We start from the raw sequence: 26208 nt of genomic DNA, 5'->3' as shown, positions 1-26208 counted from the left end.
TCGGCCACGGCCGTGGCCGGGGCCCGCCTCCCCCACCATGAATCTTTCCCCCCTGCTGCTCGCCATGGCCTGCCTGGCCCTGCCGGGCTGCTCGGCCCAGCGCCAGGAGCCGGCCGCCGCCGCGCAGCATGCGCCTCCGACCGCCGCCGAGGTCGAGGCCGCGCTGCGGCGGTTCGCCGCGCCCGCCGAGCCGCTGCTCCCGGGCGGACAGGCCACCGTGCACGCCACGGGCCGCAACGCCTTCTCGCTGCCAGCCGCGAACCTCGACGATGCCGAGCGCACGCGCTTCGTGATCGGCAATTCCTTCTTCAAGCGCAACTGGGTGCAGGCGCCGGCCTCGACCACGGCGCGCGACGGCCTGGGCCCGCATTTCCTCGCGCGCTCCTGCGGCGGCTGCCATGTGCAGGACGGCCGCGCCCAGCCGCCCGACTTCCACACGCCGCTGCAGCCCCGGCCCTTCGCGGGCCTGCTGGTGCGCCTGTCGGTGCCCGGCGCCGGGCCGCACGGCGGCCCGCTGCCCGACCCCGTCTACGGCGACCAGTTCAACACCGAGGGCGTGCTCGGCGTCCTGGGCGAGGGCCAGGTGCGCCTGCGCTACGAGACCATCCACGGCCGCTTCGCCGATGGCACGCCCTACCAGCTGGAAAAACCCCTCTACGAGCTGGCGGCGCTCCACTACGGTCCGCTGGCGCCGGGCCTGATGACCAGCCCGCGTATCGCGCCCCAGGTCATCGGCCTGGGCCTGCTCGAGCACATTCCCGCGGCCGAGATCCTCGCCAACGCCGCGGCCCAGGCCGCGCTGCCGGGGCCGATCAAGGGCCAACCCAACCAGGTCTGGGATGCCTACGGCGAGCGCATGATGCTGGGCCGCTTCGGCTGGAAGGCCAACGTGGCCTCGCTCGCGCACCAGACGGCCTCGGCCTTCCACGGCGACATCGGCATCACCTCGAAGCGCTTTCCCGAGCAGACCTGCACGCCCACGCAGCAGGACTGCCTGGCCGCGCCCCATGGCAATGGCGCCGAAGGCGTGGAGATCGAGGACCGCGTGCTCGACGACGTGATCTTCTACCAGGCCACGCTGGCGCCGCCCGCGCGCCGCAACGCCGGCGACCCGGCCGTGCGCCGCGGCGAAGCCCTGTTCCACCAGGCGCAGTGCGCGCTGTGCCACCGGCCCAGCTACCAGACCGGCCCGGCGCTGTTCCCCCGGCTCAGCAGCCCGGCGCTGGTGGGCCAGGCCATCGCGCCCTACACCGACCTGCTGCTGCACGACATGGGCGAGGCGCTGGCCGATGGCCGGCCCGACTTCCTCGCCTCGGGCCGCCAGTGGCGCACGCCGCCGCTGTGGGGCCTGGGCCTGCTGCCCGAAGTCAACAACCACCAGCGCCTGCTGCACGACGGCCGCGCGCGCGGCGTGCTCGAAGCCATCCTCTGGCATGGCGGCGAGGCCGCCGAGGCGCGCGAGCTGGTCCGCCAGTTCAGCGCCGAAGACCGCGACGCGCTGGTCCGATTTGTGGAGTCCCTCTGATGCCCAGCCTGTCCCTGTTCCCCCGCCAACTGCTGGCTGCCACCGCACTGGCACTGCTGGCCGCCGCCCCGGCCCGCGCCCAGGACGTAGCGGCCGGCGTCGCCATTCCCTTCTACAGCACCACCCATGCCGTGCAGGGCCTGTACGGCCACTGGTTCTCGCCCCGGGCCGGGGCCGCGCTGCGGTCGGCCCGGGCGCTGCGCCAGGCGCTGCAAAGCCACTGCGCGGCCGATGCCGGCGGCGCCACGCAGACGCTGCAGGCCGCGCGCCAGGCCTACACGCAGGCCGCCGGGCGCTGGAGCAGCCTCTCGGCCGTGGCGCTGGGGCCGCAGGTCGAGCGGCGCTCGGCGCGCCTGGTGGATTTCCGGCCGCTGCGGCCGGCCCTGCTCCAGAAGGCCATCCAGTCCGCACCCGCCAACCTCGCCGCGATGGAGCGCATCGGCGCACCCGCCAAGGGCTTTCCGGCGCTGGAGCAGCTGCTGTGGACCCAGCCCGCCGCGCCGCAGACCCCGGCCTGCGCCTATGCGGTGCTGGTGGCCGAGGAGATCGGCGCCGAGCTCGGCACGCTGGACGACGGCTTCACGAAACTCGCGCGCCAGGACTGGTCGGAGGACGGCGAAGCCACCACCCAGGCCATGGCCGAGTTCATCAACCAGTGGGTCGGGGGCCTGGAGCGCCTGCGCTGGGCCGACATGGAAAAGCCGGTGCGCAGCGCCGGCAGCAAGCCGCCGGCCTGGGAGCAGTTGGCCAGCGGCAACACCCTCGCGGCCTGGCGCGCGCACTGGCAGGGCCTGCGCAGCCTGGCCGTCAGCGTGGACCGCGGCGTGCCCCGGCCCGGCGCGGACCTCGTGCCCATCGAGGCCTACCTGCGCGGCCGCGGCCTGAACCCGCTGGCCGACCGCTGGCTGCAGGCCGTCAACGAGGTCGATGCCGGCATGCGCGCCTTGGCCGTGCTGTCGCCCGATGCCGTGCTGGCCGCGGCCAGGCCGCTGTCGCGTCTCAAGCGCCTCATGGAAGGCGAGGTCGCGCCCGCGCTCGAAGTCAACATCGGGTTCTCGGATGCCGACGGGGATTGACCGCCGCCGCTGGCTGCAGTCCCTGGGCCTGCTGGCCGCCGCGCCGCTGGCGCCGGCCCGCGCGGCCGGCACGCAGGCCACCGAAACCCTGGCCGCCGCCTGGCTGCAGGGCGAGCAGATGCGCGTGGGCCTGGTGCGGCCCGCCGCGCAGGCGGGCCGGCCGCTGCAGGTGCTGCAGTCGCTGGAGGTGCCCACGCGCGCCCACGGCATGGCCGTGCTGCGCGACGGCTCGGTGGTCTTCGCCAGCCGCCGTCCCGGCGACTGGCTGGTGCGCCTCTCGCCCGGCCAGGCGGCCGGCGCTGCGCAGTGGCAGTGGATCGAGCCCGACCGCGCCTTCAACGGCCATGTGATCGAAAGCGCCGACGGCCGCCATCTCTACACCACCGAAACCGACCTCGCGGATGCCCAGGGCCTGGTCGGCGTGCGCGACGCCAGGACGCTGGAGAAGCTCGCCGAATGGCGCACCGGCGGCATGGACCCGCACCAGCTGCTGCTGGACGCGGACGGCGCGCTGCTCGTCGCCAACGGCGGCATCTCCACGCAGTCCGAGACCGGCCGCCGCAAGCTGCAGCTCGACCACATGGACTCGTCGATCGCGCGGCTGCTGCCCGCCGAGGGCGGCGCCGGCGCGGGCCTGTGGAAGCTGGCCGACAACCGGCTGAGCCTGCGCCACCTGGCCTGGGGCCCGCGCGTGGCCCATGCGCCGCGCCAGCGCTGGCTGGGCATCGCGCTGCAGGCCGAGCACCGCGATGCCGCGGCGCGCGCGGCGGCGCCCGTGCTGGCGCTGTTCGACGGCGGGCGCCTGCATGCCGTGCCGCTGCCCGAAGGACAGGCACCGCTGGCAGGCTATGGCGGCGACATCGGCTGCGACGGCGCGCTGTTCGCCGTCAGCTGCCCGCGCGTGGACACCATCACCTGGTGGCAGGTGCCCGAGGGCCGCGAAGGCAGCGGCCGCTGGCTGCGCGGCGACCGGTTCGCGGGCGTGTACTGCGTGGCCAACCGCAGCGTCTCGCTGGATGCGGCGGGCCAGCCGGCCGCGCCGCGCCCCGCGCTGTGGATGGGCGGCGAGCGGCAGGCGCAGCTCCGGGACCGCAGCCAGGCGCTGCACACGGCCCTGGTGCCGGGGCTGGCGCTGGACAACCACTGGACGCCGCTGCCGCAGGGCCATTAAAACAATAGCTGCTTGCGCTTGCTATTCTTCAATTTCAAGGTTATTCATCCTTGAAAATAAGAAATGACAAGCGCCAGCAGCTATCGTTTTTGATGCTGGCTACAGCGGGTGTTCGGTGTAGAAGCGCCCGCCGTGGTACAGCAGCGGCGGCACGCCGGTGCGGTGCGTGCAGTGCAGCACCTCGCCGAGGAAGATCACGTGGTCGCCGGCATCCAGGTGGCTGTGGCTGCGGCATTCGAAGGTGGCGATGGCGCCGTCGAGCAGCGGCGTGCCGCTGGGCCCCGGCGCATGGACCACGCCGGCCCAGCGGTCCGCGCCGCGGCGGGCGAACTGCTCGGCCAGCGGCTGCTGCTCGGCCGACAGCACGTTGACCGCGAAGTGGCTGACGGCGCGGAAGGCCGGCAGCGACGCCGAGGTCTGCATCAGGCTCCACAGCACCAGCGGCGGCGTGAGCGACACCGAGTTGAAGGAGCTGATGGTCAGCCCCAGCGGCTCGCCGGCAGGGGAGATGGCCGTCACCACCGCCACGCCGGTGGCAAAGCGGCCCAGCGCATCGCGGAACTCGCGCGAATCGAAGGGCGCGGCGGCATCGGCGCCGTGCAGCAGGTGCTTGGGTGGAGAGGAATTCACTCGGAAGACTCCGCGAAAAGCCGCGGATGGTTGCGAAAAATACTGGGCTATTATCGACCCAGCCCCCTTGTCTTAGTGCGGGTAGGTACTTACCCCGCACGCCCCGGAACCGATTCCCATGCCATTCCTCCCCACCTTTGCCATGCTGGGCAGCGGCCCGGCCGTGCTGCTGCTGCACGATGCCGACAGCGACCACCTGGGCTTCGCGCCCCAGGTCGAGCTGCTGGCCAGCCAGGGCTGGCGCGCCATCGCCTGGGACATGCCCGGCTACCGCGGCAGCCCGCCGCCGCCCAGCGGCTACAGCCTGCCGGCGCTGGCGGCCACGGCCGCCCATTTGCTCGAAACCCTGAAGATCCCCCATGCGCACGTCGTCGGCCACGGCGTGGGCGCGATGGTGGCGCTGGAGCTGGCGCTGCGCCACCCGGCGCTGGTGCGGCGCCTGGTGCTGGTGGCCGGCGGCCCGGCGCTCGACGCCGAGGCCCACGGCCACTGGGTGGACAGCCGGCTGGAGCTGCTGGCGCAGTATGACGGCGGCGCGGCCGCCGGCGAGCCGCCGCTGGCCCGCTTTGCCGAGCAGGTGGTGCTGCGGCAGACCGGCCGCAAGGCCGTGCCGGCCGGCCAGGCCCTGGCGCGCCACGCGCTGGCGCAGCTGCAGCCGCTGGCCTACCGCCGCATGCTGCAGATGTTGGCGGAGTACCAGGAGCCCGTGGAGCGCTACCGCCAGCTGGCGCAGCCCGCGCTGCTGATCGGCGGCGGCCAGGACGTGTGCATGCCGCCCGCGCTGCTGCAGACGCTGGCCAACACGCTGCCCGACGCCGTGCACATGAGCCTGCCCGAGATCGGCCACTGGCCGCAGATGGAGAACCCCGAAGACTTCGAAGGGCTGCTGCTGAGCTTTCTGGCCGCGCGCGACCAGCCCGCGCTGCATTGACGGAGCGAATGCTCCTGTTTATATAGCTATCAGCGCTTTCTGCATAAGCGCTAGAGCCCTATTTTTCTTATATTCAGTGTGCGTAGCCGGCCAGCGCCTTGCCGGCCGCCGCGGTGGGCTGCTCGTAGCCGTGGAAGCCGAAGGGCATCTCCGGCGTGCGGCCGCTGATCAGCTCGGCCATGGCCTTGCCCGAGCCCGCGCCATGCGTCCAGCCCAGCGTGCCGTGGCCGGCGTTGATCCACAGCTTGCCAACCTGGGTGCGGCCGATGTAGGGGATGTTGGTGGGCGTGGCCGGGCGCAGGCCGGTCCAGAACTGCGGGTTGCCGCCCTGCTCGGGCAAACGCGTGTCGCAGACGCCGGGCATCAGCTCCTCGATGCGGCGCACCAGCATGCGGCAGCGCGCCTGTGCCAGCGGGCTGGTCAGCGAGGTGTCGTAGCCGTTCAGCTCGATGGTGCCGGCCACGCGCAGGAAGTTGCCCAGCCGGCTCATCGCCAGCTTGTTGCCGTCGTCGATGCACGAGACGAAGGGCGCCGCGTCGGGCTGCAGGATGGGCAGCGTGGCGCTGTAGCCCTTGCCAGGGTAGATGGACACGTTCACGCCCACGGTGCGCAGCAGCGGCGCGGTGTAGCTGCCGCAGGCCACCACCACGGCATCACCGCGCAGGGTTTTCAAGTCATTTCGGCCTGCGTCGCCCTCGCCACGAGCGCGGACAGCTACCGATTCAATAGCACCGCCGGCCTGGTTCAGCCGCACCACCTCGTGGCTGTAGAGGAACTGCGCGCCGCGCTCGGCGCACAGCCTGGCCAGCTGCTGGGTGAAGACGCGGGCGTCACCGCTCTCGTCCGACGCGGTGAAGGTGCCGCCCTTGATCTGCGCCGCATAGGGCTTGAAGGCGGGCTCGATGGCCAGGAACTCGTCGGTCGTCACCATGCGGCGGTGCACGCCGTGCTGGCGCATCAGGTCCACCGCGTAGGCCGCGTCATCCACCGCCTGCTGCGAGGTGAAGAAGTGGGCGATGCCGCGCTCGAGCCGGTTGAACTCGATGCCGGTGTCGGCCACCACCTGCTTGAGCGCCGTGTGGCTGTAGGCCCCCAGCGCCACGATCTGCTGCACGTTGCGCGCAAAGGCGGTGTCGTTGCACTGGCCCAGGAACTGCAGGCACCAGCGCCACTGCGCCGGGTCGAGCTTGGGGCGCAGCAGCAGCGGCGCCTCGGGGTCGAACATCCATTTCAGCGCCTTCAGCGGCGCGTGCTTGTTGGCCCAGGGCTCGCAGTAGCTCACCGAGATCTGCGCCGCGTTGGCAAAGCTGGTTTCCAGCGCCGCGTCGGGCTGGCGGTCGACGACGACCACCTCGTGCCCGGATTGCAGCAAATGCCAGGCCGTGCTGGTTCCGATGATGCCTGCGCCAAGGATGATGACTTTCATGCGTTGCAGTGTGCTACAGCGCCCGCGAATACAAAAGCATGATTAAACTTTCAGCAGATTCATCAGAACAGCTAATAGAACACCATGAGCAATCTGGACCCTGTCGCGCTGGAATGCCTGGCCGCCATCGTCGAGGAAGGCGGCTTCGAGAAGGCCGCGCTGCGCCTGCATGTGACGCAGTCCGCCGTGTCGCAGCGCCTGCGCGCGCTGGAAGCCCAGGTGGGCTCGGTGCTGGTGGTGCGCAGCCGGCCGCTGAAGGCCACGGCCGCCGGGCAGCGCCTGCTCAAGCACGTGAAGCAGCTGCGCCTGCTGCGCGCCGACCTGGAGCGCGACCTGCAGGAGCTGGCGCCGCTGGCCCACGGCGACCAGGACAACGAGCGCATCTCCATCGCCATCAACGCCGACAGCATCGCCACCTGGGCGCCGCCTGCGCTGCACGAGCTGGCGGTGCAGCGGCTGTCGCTGGAGGTGATCGCCGACGACCAGGACTTCACGCAGGACTGGCTGCGCTCGGGCGAGGTGCTGGGCTGCGTGACCACCATGTCGCAGGCGCTGCGCGGCTGCCGCATGGTGCCGCTGGGCGCGATGCACTACGTGGCCGTGGCAGCCGCGGACTATGCCGCGCAGCATGTGCCCGAGGGGCTGTCGCGCGGCAACTTCCGCGAGCTGCCCTTTCTCTCGTACAACCGCAAGGACGACATGCAGGACGTGTTCGTGGCCCGGGCCATGGGCCTGCCGCGCGTGGACCTGCAGCACATCTACCTGCCGAGTTCGGAAGGCCAGCTGCGCGCCGTGGCCGCCGGCTGGGGCCTGGGCGTGGTGCCCGAACTGCTGGCCCGCCCCGGCCTGACCGATGGCAGCCTGGTCAACGTCGCGCCCGGCCAGGTGCTGGCCGTCGACCTGTACTGGCACTGCTGGAACCTGCAGTCCGGCCTGCTGGAGGCGCTGACCGAAGCCATGCTGCGCACCGCGCGCGCCAGCCTGGAGCCGTCGCAGCTCCAGCCTGCATGACAGCGATCAGCGGATCAGCAGCACCGGCACCTTGCTCGCGGCCAGCACCTGGGTGGCCACCGAACCGACGACCAGCTTGGCCAATGCGCTGTGGCCGCGCGTGCCCATCACGAGCAGGTCGTAGCCGCCTTCGTCCGCGACACGGCTGATGGTCTCGCCGATGGGGCCGACCTTGCTGATGCACTGCGCCTCGACCTGGTGCCCGGCCAGGAACTCGCGCACGGGCGCCAGCACCTTCTGCGCTTCCTCATCGTAGTACTCGCTCACCACGTCCTTGCTCAGCATCTTGGCGGCGTGCGGCGGCAGCGGCGCACCGACCGTCAGCGCGGTGTATTCGTTGGGCGCTGCCAGCCAGTGGGGATGGCTGCCAAGGTATTCGAGCATTTTCCGGGTGTAGGCGCTGCCGTCGACAGCCAACAGGATACGCATGGCAAGACTCCTTGGTGGGTGGATATGCCTGCCAAGCATAGCCGCCTGCCTCCGCCCCTGCCTTGATCCATGTCATCGGCCGGGCGCGGGCACCTGCACCGTGAAGCCGGGCCGGAAGCCCTCCTGCTCGCCCTTGCGCGCATAGCCCAGCGGGTTCGCCACCACGCGGCAGCGCCAGGGCCGGCCGTCGTCCCGCGTGCCGCTGACCACGTAGTCGCTGGGCGCGTGCAGGTGGCCGTGGATCCACAGGTCGGCCAGGGGCAGCAGCGCATCGAGCTGGTTGCAGAACCCGGCCGTGCCCGGCGTGAGGCCGTAGCGGGGATCGGCGCTGCGCAGGCTGGGCGCGAAATGGGTGATGGCGACCGTCGGGCCATCGAAGGGCTGCTGCAGCGCCTCGCGCAGCCATTGCTGGCACCGCAGCGCCTCGTCGCGGATCTGCGCCGCCAGGAAGGGCTCGCCGTGGCGCGTGGCGGCGGTCTTGCTGAGGTAGAAATTGGCGGCCTTGTAGGCCTTCTCGCGCTGCTTGAGCAGGCTGGCCACGTCCTGCACGCCGGCCTGCAGCGCGATGGCGTCGAAGTCGCTCCACAGCGCCGTGCCGACGAAGCGCACGCCGCCCAGCACCTGCACGCGCCGCTCCAGCAGCACGATGCCCAGGCGCTCGCAGCACTCGGCCAGCCGCTGGTAGGCCAGGTCGAAGTCCATGCCGTCGAACTCGTGGTTGCCCGGCACCATCAGCACCGGCACGGGCCAGCTTCCGCCGGCCGAGCGCGGGCTGAACTGCGCCAGGCCGAAGTCGCCATCGCCCAGCTCGGCCAGCCGCGAGCCGGGCTGGTACGAGCCGATATCGCCGGCCAGCACCAGCACATCGGCGCCGGGCGCGGGCACGGCGCGAAAACGCGGATCGGTCTCCAGGTGCAGGTCAGAGAGGATTTGCAGTTGCATGGGGCAATGCTAACGCGGGCTACAGCGGCAGCTCCTGGTCGGGGAATGCCGCCTTGGCCGCGCGCTCCAGCGCCTGCAGCATCCAGGCCAGCGCCGACGCCGGGATGTGCCGGCTGCGCGTGCGCCACAGCGCATCCACGTGCACCGCCTCCACGCGCAGCGGCAGCGGGCGGCAGGCCAGCTGCCCGGCCAGGCCGGTGATGGGCACCATGTGGCGCGGCAGCACGGTCAGCAGGTCGGACTGGGCCGCGACGCGGGCGGCGGTGAAGTACTGGTTCACCGTCAGCACCACCCGGCGCTTGCGGCCGATGGAGGCCAGCGCCTCGTCGAGGAAGCCGAAGGGCTGGCCCGAGAAGCTCACCAGCAGGTGGCGCGCGCTGCAGTAGCGGTCCAGCGTGAGCAGGCCCTCGGCCAGCGGGTGGTCGTGGCGCATCACGCAGATGTATTCGCCGTCGTACAGGCGCCGGCTCTCGAAGTCGACCAGCGCGCCGGCCTGGGCGCGTGCCGTCATCTCGGCCAGCACGAAGGGGAAGTAGCCCACGGCCAGATCGGCCGATTCGTCGTCGAGCACGGGACGCGGGTCGCGCGTGGTCAGCGGCTGCACCTGCAGCGAAACCTGCGGCGCCTCGGCCTCCAGGATGTCCACCAGGTGCGGCAGCAGCGTGGCCGTGGTGGCATCGGCCATCGCCAGCACGAAGGCCTGCCGGTCGTGGGCGGCGTCGAAGGTGTCGGGCGCAAAGGCCTGCTGCAGCCGCGCCAGCGATTCGCGCACCGACGGCCACAGCGCGTTGGCCAGCGGCGTCGGCGCCACGCCCTGGCCGCTGCGCACCAGCAGCTCGTCGCCCAGCACCTCGCGCAGCCGGCGTATCGCATTGCTGACCGCCGGCTGGGTGATGGCCAGCTTGTCGGCGGCGCGCGTCAGGCTGCGCTCGGTCATCACCTCGTCGAACACGCGCAGCAGGTTCAGGTCCAGGTGGCGGAACTGGTGGGTTTGCATGGAACGCTCCTCGGGCCAACGGGCCTTGCGCCAATCATCATCATTGTGAATGACAAAGATTCAAAATATAAATTTGAGATAGTTTAGGGTAAACCCTAGAATACGTTCATCGCTTCTCAGAAAGCATTTTTTGACAAGCCCCTCCGGGCTGACTGACTACCATGAGCAACCATTTCTTCTACACCGACATTTCGACCGAGCACACCGGCGTGCAGCGTGTGGAACGCGCCACCGAACACCTGCAGGAAACCTTCAGCAGCAAGCGCAGCGGCACCCGCCTCGTGCTGGCAGCCCTGGTGGCCAGCGTGCTCGTGGCCAGCGAATGGATCACCTCCATGGCCGGCAGCCAGCACTGGGTCGCCGGCTGGGCCCTGCTGTGGGTGGTGGCATTCGCCTCGATCGCCCTGCTGGCCGAGCCCGCACAATCGCTGAGCGAAGGCCTGCGCGCCCTGCGCAAGAAGTGGAGCGAACAGACCCAGCGCGCCGAAGAAGACGACCGCACCTGGAGCTACGCGCTGCTGGATGCCCGCCTGATGGCCGACCTGAACCGCGCCATGAGCGATACGGCCGTGACCTTCCGCTATCCGCACGCCTGATCTTCGGGCCAGGCTTACAAGCCAAATCGGCTTGTAGCGCTTATCCAATAAGCGCTGACAGCTATCAATTTTAAAAAGCCACGGCCTGCCGTGGCTTTTTTGTCATTCGGGCCGCCCGTCGGCCGCACGGTACTGCGGCGGCGGCACAAAGCCCGGCTGCGCCAGCAGCCAGTCGCAGAACCGGTCCAGCCGCGGCTGGCCGCGCCCCCCGTCGCCGGCGCGCCGCTGCGCCACATAGCGGTAGCCCGAGCGCTGGAAGCCCAGCGGCGCCAGCAGCCGGCCCGCCGCCAGGTCGTCCATCACCAGGTGCCAGGGCGCGACGGCGATGCCCAGGCCGCGCACCGCGGCCTCCAGCGTGAAGAAATAGTGCTCGAACTCGGTGCCGGCGCCGCCGTGCAGCCCCGGCAGCGCCACGCCCATGGACTGGCACCACATGTCCCAGGCATTGCGCCGGGTGCGCGTGTGCAGCAGGGCCTGGCCCGCCAGGTCGCCGGGCTCGCGCAGGCCCAGCCGCGCGGCCAGCGGCGGCGCCAGCACCGGGCCCAGCCATTCGACGAACAGCGGCAGGCTGGCGATGTGCGGGCGCGCCATGCCGTCGTCCACCGTGATGGCCAGGTCGCCGCCCTGCGCAATGTCCACCTGGGTGGTGCGCAGCCGGACCTCGATGTCCGGGTGCAGCGTATTGAACGCAAATAGCCGCGGAATCAGCCATTTGACGGCAAAAGTGCTGAAACAGCTCACATCCAGCGGCCCGCGGCCATCATCGCTGATCTCGCGCACCGCGCTGTCGATCTGCCCGAAGGCCGCCGTCAGCGCCGGCAGCAGCCGCAGGCCGGCGGCACTGAGCTGCGGCCGGCTCTTGGGGCCTTCGAACAGCGCCACGCCCAGGCTGCTCTCGAGCTGCTGCACCTGGCGGCTGACCGCGCCGGGCGTGACCGACAGCTCCTCGGCGGCCGCGGTCATGCGGCCCAGTCTTGCGGCAGCCTCAAAGGCGCGCAGGGCGTTCAGGGGTGGCAGGCGGTGTGTCATTGAGTTTATTGCACATAGATGCTGCAAAGATATCGCTTTTCGGGCCGCGGGAACCTCCCGAGAATCACGGGCTTGCCAACCGGCGACAACCCCATTTCCAGAAACAGCCATGCCCTTCATCCGCACCAACGTACCCCAGGACACCCCGCAAGCCCAGCGCGAAGCCATCGTGCAAGGCATCCACCAGGCGCTGGTGGACAGCATCGGCATGCCGCAGGACGAGCTGTTCAACATGGTGGCCGACTACGCGCCGAACCAGTTCTGGTGCAGCCGCACTTTCAACGGCATCCAGCGCTCGGAGCGCGTGGTCGTCGTCGAGATCACCATGCGCCGCGGCCGCAGCGATGCGATGAAGCGCGAGCTGTACGCCGCCATTGCGCGCAACCTCGAAGCCCAGGCCCAGGTCAAGCCGGCGGACGTGCTGATCTTCACGCACGAGAACGATTACTCGGACTGGTCCGTCGGCCTGGGCCAGTTCGCCATGGGCCTGCACCAGCGCGTGGGCGGAGCCGATCCGCGCTGAAACTTGAATAAAATTGGCCGCTAGCGCTTATACAGCAAGCGCCGGCAGCTATTGTTTTCGAAAGCCACGGCCTGCCGTGGCTTTTTTGCGCCCGGCCTCAGCGCTTGGCTGCCGCCTTGGCCGGCGGGCTGGGCTGGCGGGCGGCGGCATCCGACAACGCCTGCGAATAGTCCAGCGGCAGCCAGCGGTAGCCCTTGCCGTTGGCCAGCACCCGGCCGATGCCCGGGAAAGGCATGTGCGCGCCGGCCACCCAGGTGCCCGAGCGGGCGGCGTCCTGCAGCGCCTTGACGCGTGTGGCGCGGGCCTGCTTCTGGTTCACGTCGAACTCCAGCGCCACCGTGGGGTCGGCGAACTGCGTGGTGTGGCTGTGCACCACGTCGCCCCACAGCAGCAGCGTCTCGCCGCCGGACTGCACCGCAAAGCCGCTGTGGCCCGGCGTATGGCCGGCCAGCGCCACGGCACCGAAGCTGCCCACCAGGCGCTCGCCGGCGGTGAAGGTGTGGAAGCGCTGCGCCTGCCGGTAGGGCGCCACCGCCTTCTGCGCGCCGACGAAATAGGGCCGCACGGCCTCGGGCGCCGCCTTGGTCTGCGCCTCGGACAGCCAGAAGTCCGCCTCGGCCTTGGCCGCGTAGACCTCGGCATTCGGGAAGGCCGCTTGCCCGCCCTGCAGCAGGCCGCCGGCATGGTCGGGGTGCAGGTGCGTCAGCAGCACGGCGGTCACGTCCGGGGCGGCGTAGCCGGCGGCGGCCAGGCTCTCGAGCAGCCGGCCCATGCCCGGGCCCAGCGTGTCGGCGGCGCCGGTATCGACCAGCACCACGTTCTTGCCGTCGTCGAACAGGAAGGCGTTGACCGCCGTCTGCACGCCCTGGTCCGACGGCTGCCGGCCCTGGCGCAGCAGCTGTGCGATGGTGGCGGCCGGCCGGCCGCCGAGCAGCTTGCGGTCTATCTCTACCTTGCCGTCGTACAGCGCCGTCACGTTGAGCTGGCCCAGCCGCATGCGCACGAAGCCCGGCGCCTGCGCGGTCTTGCTGGCAGCGCCCGGGGCCTGCACCGGCGCCACGGCCTGGGTCTCGGCACTGGCGGCGGGGGCCGGGGCGGTGCCGTCCGCGGCGCGGGGGGCATCGGCATTGGGGCCGGCGCAGCCCGCCAGCAGGCCGGCCATCAGCAGGACGGCGGCGGTGGCCCGGAGGCCGGTGGGAACGGTGGGGGACATGCGACAGGCTCCTCGGAAGTAAGGGTTTGCGCCACAGTGTAGGGCCGAACCCGGGTCGAACTCGGGTCGAAAGGCGGCCGCTTTCCCACGCATAGAATGGTGTGCAACGCAGGAAGATGAAATACCAATGGCAACCATTGCAACCAAGATCCAGTCGCAGATTTCCGATCTGATCATCAGCGGCCACTTCAAGCCCGGCAGCCGGCTCGACGAGCGCCAGCTGGCCGAGCAGTTCAGCGTGTCGCGCACCCCCGTGCGCGAAGCGCTGCGCCAGCTCGCGGCGCGCGGGCTCACGCAGGTGCTGCCGATGCGCGGCGTGGTGGTGATGGAGATCAGCCTGAAGGAGCTGACCGAGATCCTGCACGCCGACTGCGAACTCGAGGCCATGTGCGCCCGCCTGGCGGCCGAGTCCATGACCACGATGGAGAAATCCGAGCTGCAGTACCTGCACGAGCGCTCCAACGAATACGTCGCCGAGGGCAACCTCGACCTGTACCTCGACGCCAACCGCGAGCTGCACCGGCTGATCCTCGAGGGCGCGCACAACGCCGTCATCAGCAAGCTGGTCGGCGAGATCCGCGACCGGCTGAGCCCCTACCGCCAGTTCCACCCGGCGGAGACCGACCGCCTGGTGACCTCGCACGATGCGCACAAGGCCATCGTGGACGCCATCGTCACCGGCGATGGCGAAAAAGCCTACCTCGCCATGCGCGCCCACAACGCGCACCTGGGCAACGCCGCGCTGCGCGCGCTGCGCCAGGCCCGCGAGGCCGAGGAAGCCGCCGCCAAGGCCCCTGCCGCCGCCGAGAAGCCGGCACGCAAGCGGGCGGCCAAGACCGCCGCCGCGCCGCGCAAGGCTGCCGCCAAGCGAACTGCCAAGCAGTAGATTTGTAAATTTGGATTCCAAAATTGATTTTGGTATACCAAATATACTTTTCCCGGTAAGATCGTGCTGCCTCGCCAGAGGCGCGCGATGCCGACCGTCCCCCTCCAGGCCGCACCAGCGGCCATCGGCAGCAGGTCATCGCGATTTCCATTGCAATCGGCACAAGGACTTGACCATGCTCAACCAGGCAGGGATGGACACGCTGTTCCACCACGCACGTTCCCACAACGGATTCACCGACCGGCAGGTTCCGCCGCACTTGCTGCGCGAGCTGTACGACCTGGCGAAGATGGGCCCTACCAGCGCCAACTGCTCGCCGCTGCGCGTGGTCTTCCTCACCACGCCCGAGGCCAAGGCGCGCCTCGTGCCCGCGCTGAGCCCGGGCAACGTGGCCAAGACGGCGTCCGCCCCCATCACCTGCGTGCTGGGCTACGACACGCGCTTCTATGAGCAGGCCGAGCGCCTGTTCCCGCACAACCCCCGGCTCTACGACAGCTTTGCCGGCAACCCGGCGCATGCGCAGGCCACGGCCTTCCGCAATGCCACGCTGCAGGCGGCGTACTTCCTGTTCGCCGCGCGGGCACTGGGCCTGGACTGCGGGCCGATGTCGGGCTTCGACGAGCAGCAGGTCAACGAGCGCTTCTTCCCCGACGGGCAGCACCGCGTGAACTTCCTGTGCAACCTCGGCTACGGCGACCCGGCCAAGCTGTTCGACCGGCTGCCGCGGCTGGATTTCGACGCGGCCTGCACGGTGCTGTGAGCCGGCACATGAAAAATTAAAGGTTCTCACCATTGACGTTTTGTATTTCAATTTATATTATTGGTATACCAAAACAGCAATCAAGGAAGACAATGCTCCGGGCAATCACCGCCGCCACCCTCTCGCTGTGCGCGGCCACCGCGCTGGCACAGGGCAACTGGCCCAGCAAACCCATCACCATCGTCGTGCCCTTCGGCGCGGGCGGCAACACGGACGCCATCGCGCGCCTGACGGCCAACCACTTGGCCAAGGCGCTGAACACACCGGTGGTCGTGGACAACAAGCCCGGCGCCTCGGGCCTGATTGCCTCGCGGCAGGTGCTCACGGCCCCGGCGGACGGATACACGCTGCTGATGGCCACCGCCACGCAGATCGTGACCGCGCCCTTCGTCAACGCCAGCTTCAACTTCGACGCGGTCAAGGACTTCGCGCCGGTGGTCAACATCGGCGCCAATGCCTTCGTCATCACCACGCGGGCCTCGCTGCCGGCGAAGAACCTGGCCGAGTTCATCGCGCAGGCCAGGCAGCAGCCCGGCAAGCTCACCTATGGCAGCGGCGGCACGGGCACGCTCACGCACCTGTCGGCCTACATGTTCACGCAGCGCGCGGGCGTCGGCATGGTGCATGTGCCCTACAAGGGTGGCGCCGCCGCGCTGGGCGACCTGCTGGGCGGCAACATCGACATGTACTCGGCCAGCCCGTCGGAGGTGATCCCGCAGGCCAACGGCGGCAAGCTGCGGCTGCTGGCCATCTCCAGCGCCACGCGGCTGAAGGAGCTGCCCCAGGTGCCGACGATCGCCGAGACCTTCCCGGGCTACGAGGTCAGCACCTGGAACGGTCTGGTGGCCCGCGCGGGCACACCGCCCGAGCTGCTGGACCGCATCGCCGCCGAGGTGGTGAAGATGAAGGATGACCCGGCCCTGGTGCAGAAGCTCGGCGACGCGGGCGTGGTGCCCACCTTCACCGCGCGCGCAGCCTTTGGCGCGCAGATCCAGCACGAGGTGGAGATGTGGGGCAAGGTATTGAAGACCTCGGGCATCAAGACCGAGTGAGCCGGCAGCGGCACACCCGGCATACCGATCAACGACAGACAAGGAAAGAGACTATGAACTGGTTTGGCATCGCCGCCTATGCGGCCAATACGAACGGCGCGGCACAGCAGCGCCTGGGCCTGGTGGTGGACGGCACGGTCTACGACGCCGAGGCCGCGCTGCGCGCCGCCGCCCCCGCGGCGGCAGCCGCGCTGCCGCAGGACCTGGCCGCGCTGCTCGCGCAGTGGGAGGCATCGGCCGCCGTGCTCCAGGCGCTGGAGACGGCGGGACAGGCCATCCGCAGCGGAAATATCCAGCTGCCCGCGCAGGGCGGCGCGCTGGGCGTGCCCTATGCGCCGGCGCGCATCTTCGCCACGGCCTCGAACTTCTACGAGCACGCGGCCGAAATGGGCACCAAGCTCGCGGCGCGCAGCGAAAGCTCGCCCTACATCTTCATCAAGGCCGAGACCAGCATCACGCCCACCAAGACGGCCGTGGTGATGCCGTCCAGCACCATGAAGCTGGACTGGGAGGTCGAGCTGGCCGTGGTGATCGGGCGCGGCGGGCGCAACATCCCAGCCGCCAAGGCCTACGAGCACATCGCCGGCTACACCGTCATCAACGACGTGAGCGCCCGCGACCTCACGCGCCGCAGCGACTACCCCTTCTCGCACGACTGGTTCCGCGGCAAGAGCTTCGACACCTTCGCGCCGCTGGGCCCGTGGTTCGTGCCGCGCGACTGCGTCTCCGACCCGATGAAACTGCGGATGCGGCTGACGGTGAACGGCGAGACCATGCAGGATGCGACCACCGAGGGCATGATCTTCAACATCGCCGAGCAGATCGAGTACCTGTCGAGCATCCTCACGCTCAAGCCCGGCGACCTGATCGCCACTGGCACGCCCACCGGCGTGGGCATGGGCCGCGGCGTGTTCCTCAAGCCCGGTGACGTGATGGTCGCGGCCATCGACGAGATCGGCGCCATCGAGAACCATGTGGTCGCGGCCGCCGCGCAGTGACCACCACCGGAGACAGACGATGAACAAGCTCAAACCCCGCCGCCTGGGCCACATGGTGCTCATGGTGCGCGACATCCAGAAATCGGCCCGCTTCTACACCGAGGTGCTGGGCCTGGAAGTGTCGGACTGGATCGGCGACAAGATGGTGTTCCTGCGCGCCGGCACCGACCACCACGACCTCGCGCTGGCCCAGTTGCCCGAGGACTCGCCGGACTTCAACGACCTGCCGCGCTACACCCGGCCGGGGCTGGAGCATTTCTCGTACCTGGTCGACAGCGAGGAGGAGATGGTGCGCTCGGTCCAGGTGCTGCAGGAGCATGGCGTGGAGATCGTGCGCGGCATCGGCCGCCACGGCCCCGGCGACAACTTCTTCCTGGTCTTCAAGGACCCCGACGGCAACAACGTCGAGATTTACTGCGACATGACGCAGATCCCGCAGGACGGCACGCACAAGGCCGAGGTCTGGGAACGCAACCTCGAGAGCTTCGACCAGTACCGGCTGGAGCGCTTCGTGGTGCCGCCGCCGCCGCACCTCGTGGCCTCGAAGACGGAGACCAAGAAGTGAGGGCCTGACCCGATCCGGGCACACGACAAAGCCAGGGCCGTGCATTGCACGGCCCTTTTTCATCGGTACAGCAAGCGGGATGAAAAAAGCCCGGGCCATGCCGGGCTAAGGTCGAAGTCGAGTCGAGATCAGGAGACGGCGAAGGCCGGCCGGCGGCCGCCCAGGCCATCGGCCAGGCTGCGCAGCAAGGCCTCGGTCTGGGCCTGGTGCGCCGCCGGCGAGCGGCCGGCCATGTGCGGGGTGATGAGCACGTTGTCCAGCAGCCGCAGTGCCTCGGGCACCTCGGGTTCGGACTCCAGCACGTCGAGGCCGGCGCCGGCGATGGCGCGGCCTTGCAATGCGCGGACCAGGTCGTCGGTCTGCACCACCGAGCCGCGCGCCACGTTGACCAGGAAGCCCTGTGGCCCCAGCGCCGACAGCACCTCGGCGTTGACGAGGTGGCGCGTGGCCGGCCCGCCGGGGCAGGCCGCCACCAGGTAGTCGCTGGCGCGGGCCAGCGCCACCAGGTCGGGCTCGTGGCTGTAGGGCAGGTCGGCGCAGGGCCGGCGCGTGCAGTAGCGCACCCGCATGCCGAAGCCCTGCGCGCGCCGCGCGATGCCCTGGCCGATGCGGCCCATGCCGATAATGCCGACGGCGGCGCCGCTCAGCGTGGGTCGCGCCGCGCGCGACTGGTGCCAGCCGCCCGCGCGCACCGCCTCGGTCAGCGCGCCATAGCCGCGGCTCAGCGCGAGCATGAAGCCCAGCGCATGGTCGGCCACGGTGTCGTCGTTGGTGCCCGGCGCATTCGTCACGACGATGCCGCGCTGCCGGGCCGCCTCGACGTCCACGTTCTCGTAGCCCACGCCGAAGGCGCAGGCCAGCCGCAGCGCTGGCAGCCGCGCCATCAGCGCGGCCGACAGGCCGACGGTGCCGTTGGTGACGACAGCCACGACCTGGTCCAATGGCAAATCGGCCTGGACGACGGCCGGCCCGTCGGCCGCGGCCAGCAGCTCGTAGTGCATGGCCAGCGCCTGCCGCGTGACAGCCGGCAGCGGCACCAGCGCGAGCAGGTGCGGCCGAGTCACGATGCGCTGCCAGCCGAGGGTTCCACTTCCTTCACCGCGCCCTTCCAGCCGGACTCGGTGATGTCGAACACGATGCCGTCCGGCGTGCGGTACTTGACCTCGTAGAACACATTGGGGTCGGTCTCCTTGCGGCCGGTGAGGTAGGTGCCACCGGCGGCGACCACGCGCTTCTCGGCCTCCTCCAGGTTGTCGACCCACATGCCGAAGTGGATCACGCCGCGCACGTCCTTGAGCTTTTCGTAGCCCGGCACCGTCTCGTCCTTGAAGTTCAGCAGCGCCACGTTCATCACGCCGTCCGTCATGTACCAGCCCCGCATCGCGCGGCCGGCCCGCGTCATGCCGAAGGCCTGCTCGAAGAACTGGGCCGCGGCCTCCGGGTCGCTGACCGACAGTGCAATGTGCCTGAGTTTTTCCATGTGATTGCTCCTTTTTAATACCTTGCGCTGGAAATTATACATATCAAAAAGTATTTGGTATACCAACAATCAAATATGTATAATTTTTAGCATGAACCACGCAAACACACCCCTGGGTTCGCTGAGCGCGCAGGCGCAGGCGCTGCTGGACGGCATCGGCCCCGTCTGGGCCACGGACATCAACAAGCACCGCGACCTCGTGGTGCAGGCCTATTCGCCGCTGGTGCTGCAGGCCGACAACGCCGGCATCGAGGTGGCGCGCGACCTGCCCTATGGCGAGGCACCACGCCAGCGGCTCGACGTGTACAGCCGTGCGGAGTGGCTGGGCCAGCAGCGCGACGTGCTGGTGTTCCTGCACGGCGGCGCCTTCATCCGCGGCAACAAGAGCGCCAATGGCGCCATCTACGACAACGTGAGCTACTGGTTTGCGCGCCAGGGTGTGGTGGCGGTGAACGTGGAATACCGGCTCGCGCCGGAGGCCGCCTACCCCGGCGGCGCGCAGGACGTGATCGCCGCCGTGCGCTGGGTGCAGCAGCACATCGCACGCTTTGGCGGCAGTGCGCGGCGCATCTTCCTCATGGGGCATTCGGCCGGTGGCTCGCATGTGGCGAGCGCGCTGTTCGACCCGGCCATCGCCGGCCGGCTGGGCGACGGCGAGGTCGCCGGCGCGATGCTGGTCAGCGCCCGCCTGCGCGCCGACGTGCTGCCCGACAACCCCAATGCCAACGGCGTGCGCGCCTACTTCGGCGACGACGAGACGCTGTACGCGGCGCGCTCGCCGGCCACGCATGTCGCCACCAGCAACGTGCCGCTGCTGGTGGCCGTGGCGCAGTATGAGAACACCCACCTCGACCGCTACGGCCGCGAGTTCCACGATGCCGCGCTGGCCAGCCCGCGCACCGCGCCCACGCGCTTCGTGGCCCTGCCGCGCCACAACCACACGTCCATCGTCGCGCACTTCAACAGCGGCGAGGAAACGCTCGGCCCCGAGCTGCTCGCCTTCATGCGCGAAACGCGCTGAACCGCCCTTTTCCTTTCCACCACCACTTGCACGCCATGACCACCACCCGCACCCCCAGGGTCTTTGCACCCGCCCTCACGCCCTTCAAGGCCGACCTGTCGGTCGACACGCCGGCCTTCATCGCCTTCTGCCGCTGGCTGGTGTCGCAGGGCGCTGGCCTGGCCGTCTTCGGCACCAACAGCGAGGCCAATTCGCTGGGCCTGCAGGAGAAGATCGGCCTGCTGGAGCAGCTGGCCGAGGCCGGCCTACCCACCGAGGCCATGGTCCCCGGCACCGGCCTGTGCGCGCTGCCCGAAACCATCGCCCTCACGCGCCGCGCGGTAGAGCTGGGCTGCGCCGGCACGCTGACGCTGCCGCCGTTCTACTTCAAGCCGGCGTCCGACGACGGCCTGCTCGACTACTACGCGCGCCTGATCGACGGCGTCGCGTCGGACCGGCTCAAGCTCTACCTCTACCACATCCCCCAGTTCACCGGCGTGCCCATCAGCTGCGCGCTGATCGAGCGGCTGATCCGCGCCTACCCCACGACGGTGGTGGGCATCAAGGACAGCTCGGGCGACTGGGCCAACACCGAGCGCATGCTGCGCGAGTTCCCGGGCTTCGAGGTCTACCCGGCCTCCGAGGCGCTGCTGGAGAAGGCGCTGCCGCTAGGCGCCGCGGGCTGCATCTCGGCCACCGCCAACGTGCAGCCGCGCGCCATCGCCGAGGCCATGCGGCTGTGGGGCACGCCCGGCTTCGACGCCGCGCAGGCGCAGCTCAAGGTGGTGCGCAATCTGTTCCAGGCGCGCCCGATGATTCCCGCGCTCAAGCACGTGGTGGCCCGACACTTCGGCCACGCCGAATGGCAGCATGCCCGCCCGCCGCTGGCGGCGGCGAACGGCGACTGGGTGCAGGAACTGTCGGACCAATTGGAGCAAGCGGGCTTTCACATGGAGGCCGCATGAACACCAGCAGCCTGCCGCACCCCTTGCCGCCGCCACTGGGCAGCTATGCCCGCTGGCGACGCATCGGCCCGACCATCTATGTGGCCGGCGTGAGCGCGCGCCTGGCCGACGGCAGCATCGCCGGCGTCTCGCGCGATGCCGACGGCACGGTCCGCCACGACGTGGCGGTGCAGACCCGGCGCGTGCTGCGCAACATCGAGGCCATCCTGGCCGAGGCCGGCGCACGGCTCGCCGACTGCATCGACATGACGGTCTACCTGGTGCGGCACGAGGACTTCGCCACCTTCAACGCCGCCTATGCCGAATGCCTGGCCGAGCGCTTTGGTGAGGGCAGCGTCTACCCCACCCGCACCACGGTGGTGGTGCGCGGCCTGCCGCACCCGGACATGGTGGTGGAGATCAAGGCCATCGCCAGCGCCTGAACAGACCCGACCCATCCCTCCAGGGAATTGCGCGCCAGCAGACCTGGCGCGCTTTTTTTGCATCCGGCATTAGGGAATGGCCTATCGTCCAACTTGACGATGTTGCAGCGTGGCGGGGGCGGAATGATGGGCCCCGATCGCTGCCCAGACCTTACACACAAGTGCCACCGACAGGCACATACCGACAACATGGAATGCGCTGGGATCTTGGTACCCGGACTGGCGACGTCCTTTTCCAACCCTTCCATTTTTCGGTATGAAAACTCTGATCCCCCGCTGTGCAGCAGCGCTGGGGCTGGCCATGGCCAGCCCCGCCTTCGCCCTGAACATCCTGGTCTCCAACGACGACGGACTGAGCAGCAACGTCAAAGCCTTGTACGACGCGCTGAAGGCCGCCGGCCACGATGTGATCGTCAGCGTGCCCTGCACCAACCAAAGCGGCCGCGGCGGCGCGGCCGTGCAGTACAGCAAGACCGTCATCGTGGTCGACAACGACAAGACCCAGCTCGATGCCAACGGCGGCGGCTGCCGCAGCGGGGCGGCGCGCATCGGCGATCCCGCCAACGGGCCGATGCTCAAGGAAGGCTTCACGAATGGCGACTACCACTATGTGCATGGCACGCCCGTGCAAGCCACCAACCATGGCCTCGACGTGCTGGCACCCGCCCGCTGGGGCAAGGCGCCCGACCTGGTGCTGTCAGGCCCCAACGAAGGCGAGAACGCCGGCCCCATCGTGATCTACTCCGGCACCGTCGGCAACGTACAGGTCGCCTCGATGCGCGGCGTTCCGGCCATCGCGGTGAGCGCCGGCAACGACACCCGCGGCGATGCCACCGCGAACAACCCCTATTCGGCAGCCGTGGCCCAATTGACCATCAAGCTGCTGGATACGCTGCGCGCCAAGGCGGGCAGCGGGCCCTTGCTGCCCAAGGGCGTGGCGCTGAACGTGAATATCCCGCCGGCCCCCACGGCCAACCTGCCCTTTGCCTTCTCTCGCCAGGGCAGCTTCAACCTCTATGACGCCAACGGCGGCGGCACGCCCACCGCGGCACAGGCCGAAGACGAAGGCGTGGTGTCCAGGACCAAGGTGGCGGTCACCGCCATGCAGACCGGCATAGGCTTCGAGCACCGGCCCGCCGCCCAGCAATGGCTGCGCCTGCACCTTGGTGAACTGTTCGGCCAGTAAGGAGGCGCCATGACACACATGCCTCGCAATCCTGGCGGCCCTCTCTGGCGCCTGGCGGCGCTGTCCGTGGCTGCGGCCCTGGCCGGCTGTGGTGGCTCGGGCGGGGATACGCCCGCCGCCCCCCGCCTGGTGGTCGACGACCTCGCGCCCGGCGCCTATATCGCCAGCCTGGGAGAGCGCGCGAACCCGACCGTCGGCAAGTACTACGCCGCAGAGGACGGCAGCCGCTACCTGGTGGTGGCCGATGGCCTGGACCAGGCCACGGCGATCTACCGGCGCGCCACGACCGGCGGCGACTGGGTGGCCGTGCCCGGCGGGCAGCCTGCGGGCGCCGTCAAGCTGCTGGGCCATACCCGCTTGCCGGCCGCTGCCGTGCAGCCTGCCCAGCTGGCGGGCAGCTACCGCGTTCGCCTGCCTTCCGGCACCAGCGCACGCTTCTCCATCGCGGCCGATGGCAAGATCACGCCCCTGGGTTCCGCGTGCCAGATTTCCGGCCAGATCGCGGCCCACGCCCTGCCCAACAGCGCCCGACTGAGCCTGGCCAGCAGCGGCTGCGGCAATCTGCTGGAAAGCGGCACGGGCATCGCGGCCATCGATGCCGACTATGCCCCGGCGGCCTTGCGCCTGCTGGTCGACAATGGCTCCAAGCTGGGTGAGCTATGGGCGTACGCCGACTGACTTGCCAGGCCGAGCGAAGCGATGGCCCGAATGGCTTGCCCACCCCTTCTGGCTGCGCCTGGGGCGGGGCGTTTGCGGGGTGGGCATGCGCGTCGGAGCGCGCATGCTTCGTCATCTGACTCGCCGGGGTTGTTTGAACGGAGCGCCTTGGCGCGCAGTGAGTTCCACGGCGCACCCCGCAAACGTCACGCCACAGGTTGCCCCGACGCCTTGGCGTTGGGGTCGCAGACAGTCGGGGCATGTTCTTTGCCTACTTTCTTGCATGAGCAAGAAAGTAGGTCGCCCGCCGGGGCGAGTCCCGGCCTCATACTTCAAAAAGAATAGCTTCTCGCGCTCATCCACAGCCATATTCAAATATATTTATATTTGAAATGACCATGTAGAAAGCGCCAGAAGCTATCAATATTGAAGCATCAAGTCACCGTACCCCGCTGGTGGAAGCGCGGCTGGTCCCAGCTGCCGGTCTGCAGGATGTCCTTGAGCACGGCCACCGCATTCCACACATCCTCGAAGCCGATGTACAGCGGCGTGAAGCCGAAGCGCATGATCTGCGGCTCGCGGTAGTCGGGGATCACGCCGCGCGCGATCAGCGCCTGCACCACGGCAAAGCCCTGCGGGTGCTCGAAGCCGACCTGGCTGCCACGGTATTTGTGGTCGAGCGGCGTGTTCAGCGTGAGCGGAAAGTCCGCGCACTCCTGCCGCACCAGCGCGATGAACAAATCGGTCAGCGCCAGCGACTTGGTGCGCAGCTGCTGCATGTCGGTCTGCGCGAAGGTGTCGATGCCGCTTTCCACCATCGCCAGCGAGGTGATGGCCTGCGTGCCGCAGAGGTAGCGCTTCACGCCGGCGTGCGGGTCGTACTGCGCCTCCATCGCAAACGGCCGCGCATGGCCCCACCAGCCCGACAGCGGCTGCCAGAAGTTCTCCTGGTGGCGCGGGTTCACCCACAGGAAGGCCGGCGCGCCGGGGCCGCCGTTGAGGTACTTGTAGGTGCAGCCGACGGCGTAGTCGGCGTTGGCGCCGTTCAGGTCCACCGGCACCGCGCCGGCCGAGTGGCACAGGTCCCAGACGGTGACGGCGCCGGCGCGGTGCGCGCGGGCGGTCACCTCCGCCAGGTCGTACATGTAGCCGGTCTGGTAGTTCACGTGCGTGAGCAGCAGCACGGCCACGTCGTCGCCCAGCGCCGCGTCGAGGTCGGCCGGGCCGTCGACCAGGCGCAGCTCGTAGTCGGCGCTGCCCAGCGACTGCAGCAAGTCCATCAGGCCCTGGGTGATGTACAGGTCGGTCGGGAAGTTGTTGCGCTCGGAGACGATCACGCGGCGCCCGGGCGACTTGTCCTTCTGCAGCCGCAGCGCGGCGGCCATCAGCTTGAAGAGGTTGGTCGAGGCGGTGTCGGTCACCACCACCTCATCGGCCTGGCCGCCCACCAGGCGCGCCAGCTTGTCGCCCAGGCGGCGCGGCAGGTCGAACCAGCCGGCGGTGTTCCAGCTGCGGATCAGGCCCACGCCCCATTCCTGGGTGATGACCTCGTGGGCGCGCTGCGCCGATGCCTTGGGCATGGCGCCGAGCGAATTGCCGTCCAGGTAGATCACGCCGTCGGGCAGGTCGAACTGCGCGCGCAGCGGCGCCAGCGGGTCGCGTGCATCCAGGGCGCGGCAGTCGGCAAGGGTGATGTTCGGGGTGTTCATATTGTTGTCCAGTCGATTGAAAACCGCCGGAGGCCGCAGGCCGGCCCCGGCTTGGGGGAGAAAGGCGGGAAGCCGCTGGCCTCAGCCAGCGCTCGGGCGTTCGCGCATGCTTTCGCGCGGCGTGGCGCCGCTGGTGCCGCGGCCCCGGCGCAGCGAGGGCAGCGCCAGCATGAAGAGCACGAACAGGCCGGTGGCGAGCTTCAGGTCGGGCGGCGGCATGTTGGCCGCCAGGCACAGCGAGATCAGCTGGTAATAGATGAGCGCGCCGACGATGGGCGCCAGCAGCTGGCGCATCACCGTCTGGTTGCCGATGATGGCCTCGCCGATCATCAGCGCGGCCAGGCCGTTGATGAGCACGCCCAGGCCCATGTTGATGTCGCCGAAGCCCTGCGACTGCACCATCAGCGCGCCCGAGAGCGCCGACAGGCCACCCGCGAGGCCGATGCCGACGATGGTCGCGGTCCAGACGTTGATGCCCTGCGCCTCCGACATGTCGGGGTTGGCGCCCACGGCGCGCATGGCCGTGCCCTTCTCGGTCTTGAAGAAGTAGTTCAGCGCCACGAAGACCAGGGCCAGCAGCCCGCCGACGATGGCGATCTTGTTCAGCGGCGAGCCTTCGCCGGCCAGTGGGATCACGTCGAGGATGCTGCCGTTGCCGAACAGCGAGATGTTAGAGCGGCCCATGATGCGCAGGTTCACGCTGTAGAGCATGGTGGTCATCAGGATGCCGGCGAGCAGCGTGTGGATGCGAAAGCGCAGGTGGATGTAGGCCGTGCAGCAGCCCGCGGCGAAGCCGGCCGCCATCGCGGCGAGCACCGCCAGCCAGGGGTTCATGCCCGAGGCGATCAGGATCGTGGCCACGCAGCCGCCAAGCGGGAAGGCGCCCTCGGCCGTCATGTCGGGAAAGCTCAGCACGCGGAACGGCAGCATGATGCCCAGCACCACGAAGCCCATAATCAGGCTCTGGGCGATGGTGACCGGGATCAGCGCGTAGAAGGTCGAGAAGGTGGTCTGGAGGAATTCGGTCAT

Annotated in this window: 28 protein-coding genes; 17 read left to right on the top strand and 11 right to left on the bottom strand. The window is 69.5% G+C overall.

Going from position 1 to position 26208, the window contains the following annotated elements:
- Nucleotides 1-37 precede the first annotated feature (37 nt).
- From ACYVKR_RS21020 to ACYVKR_RS21010, 3 genes are read left to right on the top strand one after another with little or no spacing between them, the layout of a single operon-like run.
- The gene (locus tag ACYVKR_RS21020) at nucleotides 38-1525 is read left to right on the top strand and encodes a di-heme oxidoreductase family protein (RefSeq protein WP_460482923.1); all 1488 of its coding nucleotides are present in this window, start codon (nucleotides 38-40) and stop codon (nucleotides 1523-1525) included.
- Complete coding sequence (locus ACYVKR_RS21015; protein ID WP_460482922.1) at nucleotides 1525-2601, top strand: imelysin family protein; 1077 nt, start codon at nucleotides 1525-1527, stop codon at nucleotides 2599-2601. Before ACYVKR_RS21020 ends, ACYVKR_RS21015 begins: the two co-directional genes overlap by 1 nt.
- Nucleotides 2585-3772 carry a DUF1513 domain-containing protein gene (locus tag ACYVKR_RS21010; protein ID WP_460482921.1) on the top strand — a complete coding sequence of 396 codons (1188 nt, stop codon included), beginning with the start codon at nucleotides 2585-2587 and terminating at the stop codon, nucleotides 3770-3772. The genes ACYVKR_RS21015 and ACYVKR_RS21010 overlap by 17 nt, the downstream gene beginning before the upstream one ends.
- A gap of 99 nt (nucleotides 3773-3871) precedes the next feature.
- On the opposite strand, the gene ACYVKR_RS21005 is transcribed toward ACYVKR_RS21010, so the two are convergent.
- The gene (locus ACYVKR_RS21005) at nucleotides 3872-4402 is read right to left on the bottom strand and encodes a flavin reductase family protein (protein ID WP_460482920.1); all 531 of its coding nucleotides are present in this window, start codon (nucleotides 4400-4402) and stop codon (nucleotides 3872-3874) included.
- A gap of 118 nt (nucleotides 4403-4520) precedes the next feature.
- Here ACYVKR_RS21005 and ACYVKR_RS21000 point away from each other — a divergent pair, with 118 nt between their 5' ends.
- Nucleotides 4521-5333, top strand: a complete 813-nt coding sequence (locus tag ACYVKR_RS21000) for an alpha/beta fold hydrolase (RefSeq protein ID WP_460482919.1) — start codon at nucleotides 4521-4523, stop codon at nucleotides 5331-5333.
- A 73-nt stretch (nucleotides 5334-5406) separates the two neighbouring features.
- On the opposite strand, the gene ACYVKR_RS20995 is transcribed toward ACYVKR_RS21000, so the two are convergent.
- Nucleotides 5407-6759, bottom strand: coding sequence for an FAD dependent oxidoreductase family protein (locus ACYVKR_RS20995; RefSeq protein ID WP_460482918.1), 1353 nt, complete (start codon nucleotides 6757-6759; stop codon nucleotides 5407-5409).
- Between the two features lie 84 nt (nucleotides 6760-6843).
- Here ACYVKR_RS20995 and ACYVKR_RS20990 point away from each other — a divergent pair, with 84 nt between their 5' ends.
- A complete protein-coding gene (locus tag ACYVKR_RS20990; RefSeq protein ID WP_460482917.1) occupies nucleotides 6844-7770 on the top strand; it encodes a LysR family transcriptional regulator ArgP in 927 nt (308 codons plus the stop codon).
- 6 nt (nucleotides 7771-7776) lie between these two features.
- On the opposite strand, the gene ACYVKR_RS20985 is transcribed toward ACYVKR_RS20990, so the two are convergent.
- The 3 genes from ACYVKR_RS20985 to ACYVKR_RS20975 form a co-directional block, all read right to left on the bottom strand.
- Nucleotides 7777-8199, bottom strand: coding sequence for a universal stress protein (locus ACYVKR_RS20985; protein WP_460482916.1), 423 nt, complete (start codon nucleotides 8197-8199; stop codon nucleotides 7777-7779).
- 72 nt (nucleotides 8200-8271) lie between these two features.
- The gene (locus tag ACYVKR_RS20980; RefSeq protein WP_460482915.1) at nucleotides 8272-9141 is read right to left on the bottom strand and encodes a metallophosphoesterase family protein; all 870 of its coding nucleotides are present in this window, start codon (nucleotides 9139-9141) and stop codon (nucleotides 8272-8274) included.
- A gap of 19 nt (nucleotides 9142-9160) precedes the next feature.
- Nucleotides 9161-10138, bottom strand: a complete 978-nt coding sequence (locus ACYVKR_RS20975) for a LysR family transcriptional regulator (RefSeq protein WP_460482914.1) — start codon at nucleotides 10136-10138, stop codon at nucleotides 9161-9163.
- 161 nt (nucleotides 10139-10299) lie between these two features.
- On the opposite strand from ACYVKR_RS20975, the gene ACYVKR_RS20970 reads away from it, so the two are divergent.
- On the top strand, nucleotides 10300-10734 hold the full coding sequence (locus tag ACYVKR_RS20970; protein ID WP_460482913.1) for a hypothetical protein: 435 nt from the start codon (nucleotides 10300-10302) through the stop codon (nucleotides 10732-10734).
- Nucleotides 10735-10836: 102 nt separating this feature from the next.
- On the opposite strand, the gene ACYVKR_RS20965 is transcribed toward ACYVKR_RS20970, so the two are convergent.
- Nucleotides 10837-11763, bottom strand: a complete 927-nt coding sequence (locus ACYVKR_RS20965; protein WP_460482912.1) for a LysR family transcriptional regulator — start codon at nucleotides 11761-11763, stop codon at nucleotides 10837-10839.
- 109 nt (nucleotides 11764-11872) lie between these two features.
- Between ACYVKR_RS20965 and ACYVKR_RS20960 the strand changes: the two genes are divergently transcribed.
- Nucleotides 11873-12286 (top strand): tautomerase family protein, encoded by a 414-nt coding sequence (locus ACYVKR_RS20960; RefSeq protein ID WP_460482911.1) that lies wholly within the window; start codon nucleotides 11873-11875, stop codon nucleotides 12284-12286.
- Nucleotides 12287-12383: 97 nt separating this feature from the next.
- Here ACYVKR_RS20960 and ACYVKR_RS20955 read toward each other — a convergent pair whose 3' ends face one another.
- Nucleotides 12384-13499, bottom strand: coding sequence for an MBL fold metallo-hydrolase (locus ACYVKR_RS20955; RefSeq protein ID WP_460482910.1), 1116 nt, complete (start codon nucleotides 13497-13499; stop codon nucleotides 12384-12386).
- A gap of 127 nt (nucleotides 13500-13626) precedes the next feature.
- Here ACYVKR_RS20955 and ACYVKR_RS20950 point away from each other — a divergent pair, with 127 nt between their 5' ends.
- The 5 genes from ACYVKR_RS20950 to ACYVKR_RS20930 all read left to right on the top strand — a co-directional run bounded on the left by ACYVKR_RS20950 (nucleotide 13627) and on the right by ACYVKR_RS20930 (nucleotide 17760).
- Nucleotides 13627-14385: a GntR family transcriptional regulator gene (locus ACYVKR_RS20950; protein ID WP_460482909.1), complete on the top strand. Its 759-nt coding sequence runs from the start codon at nucleotides 13627-13629 to the stop codon at nucleotides 14383-14385.
- Nucleotides 14386-14554: 169 nt separating this feature from the next.
- Nucleotides 14555-15145 (top strand): malonic semialdehyde reductase, encoded by a 591-nt coding sequence (locus ACYVKR_RS20945; protein ID WP_460482908.1) that lies wholly within the window; start codon nucleotides 14555-14557, stop codon nucleotides 15143-15145.
- 92 nt (nucleotides 15146-15237) lie between these two features.
- The gene (locus tag ACYVKR_RS20940) at nucleotides 15238-16197 is read left to right on the top strand and encodes a Bug family tripartite tricarboxylate transporter substrate binding protein (RefSeq protein WP_460482907.1); all 960 of its coding nucleotides are present in this window, start codon (nucleotides 15238-15240) and stop codon (nucleotides 16195-16197) included.
- 53 nt (nucleotides 16198-16250) lie between these two features.
- Nucleotides 16251-17195, top strand: coding sequence for a fumarylacetoacetate hydrolase family protein (locus tag ACYVKR_RS20935; protein WP_460482906.1), 945 nt, complete (start codon nucleotides 16251-16253; stop codon nucleotides 17193-17195).
- 19 nt (nucleotides 17196-17214) lie between these two features.
- Nucleotides 17215-17760: a VOC family protein gene (locus ACYVKR_RS20930; RefSeq protein WP_460482905.1), complete on the top strand. Its 546-nt coding sequence runs from the start codon at nucleotides 17215-17217 to the stop codon at nucleotides 17758-17760.
- A 128-nt stretch (nucleotides 17761-17888) separates the two neighbouring features.
- Here the strand turns inward: ACYVKR_RS20930 and ACYVKR_RS20925 are convergent, their stop codons facing one another.
- Nucleotides 17889-18824, bottom strand: coding sequence for a 2-hydroxyacid dehydrogenase (locus ACYVKR_RS20925; protein WP_460482904.1), 936 nt, complete (start codon nucleotides 18822-18824; stop codon nucleotides 17889-17891).
- Complete coding sequence (locus ACYVKR_RS20920) at nucleotides 18821-19240, bottom strand: VOC family protein (protein WP_460482903.1); 420 nt, start codon at nucleotides 19238-19240, stop codon at nucleotides 18821-18823. The genes ACYVKR_RS20925 and ACYVKR_RS20920 overlap by 4 nt, the downstream gene beginning before the upstream one ends.
- A 91-nt stretch (nucleotides 19241-19331) precedes the next feature.
- Here ACYVKR_RS20920 and ACYVKR_RS20915 point away from each other — a divergent pair, with 91 nt between their 5' ends.
- The 5 genes from ACYVKR_RS20915 (at nucleotide 19332) to ACYVKR_RS20895 (ending at nucleotide 23491) form a co-directional block, all read left to right on the top strand.
- Nucleotides 19332-20261 (top strand): alpha/beta hydrolase, encoded by a 930-nt coding sequence (locus ACYVKR_RS20915; RefSeq protein ID WP_460482902.1) that lies wholly within the window; start codon nucleotides 19332-19334, stop codon nucleotides 20259-20261.
- Nucleotides 20262-20296: 35 nt separating this feature from the next.
- A complete protein-coding gene (locus ACYVKR_RS20910) occupies nucleotides 20297-21205 on the top strand; it encodes a dihydrodipicolinate synthase family protein (protein ID WP_460482901.1) in 909 nt (302 codons plus the stop codon).
- Nucleotides 21202-21627, top strand: a complete 426-nt coding sequence (locus ACYVKR_RS20905; RefSeq protein ID WP_460482900.1) for a RidA family protein — start codon at nucleotides 21202-21204, stop codon at nucleotides 21625-21627. Before ACYVKR_RS20910 ends, ACYVKR_RS20905 begins: the two co-directional genes overlap by 4 nt.
- Nucleotides 21628-21883: 256 nt before the next feature.
- Nucleotides 21884-22813 (top strand): 5'/3'-nucleotidase SurE, encoded by a 930-nt coding sequence (surE, locus tag ACYVKR_RS20900; RefSeq protein WP_460482899.1) that lies wholly within the window; start codon nucleotides 21884-21886, stop codon nucleotides 22811-22813.
- A 9-nt stretch (nucleotides 22814-22822) separates the two neighbouring features.
- A complete protein-coding gene (locus ACYVKR_RS20895) occupies nucleotides 22823-23491 on the top strand; it encodes a hypothetical protein (RefSeq protein WP_460482898.1) in 669 nt (222 codons plus the stop codon).
- 413 nt (nucleotides 23492-23904) lie between these two features.
- Here the strand turns inward: ACYVKR_RS20895 and kynU are convergent, their stop codons facing one another.
- Nucleotides 23905-25179 (bottom strand): kynureninase, encoded by a 1275-nt coding sequence (gene kynU / locus ACYVKR_RS20890; RefSeq protein WP_460482897.1) that lies wholly within the window; start codon nucleotides 25177-25179, stop codon nucleotides 23905-23907.
- A gap of 81 nt (nucleotides 25180-25260) precedes the next feature.
- Entirely contained in the window at nucleotides 25261-26208 is a 948-nt protein-coding gene (locus tag ACYVKR_RS20885; RefSeq protein WP_460482896.1) for an ABC transporter permease, read from the bottom strand.

This window comes from Comamonas humi (genome assembly GCF_054782535.1).
Note: the sequence above shows the minus strand (reverse complement) of the source record. Positions and strands in the feature narration are given on the sequence as shown.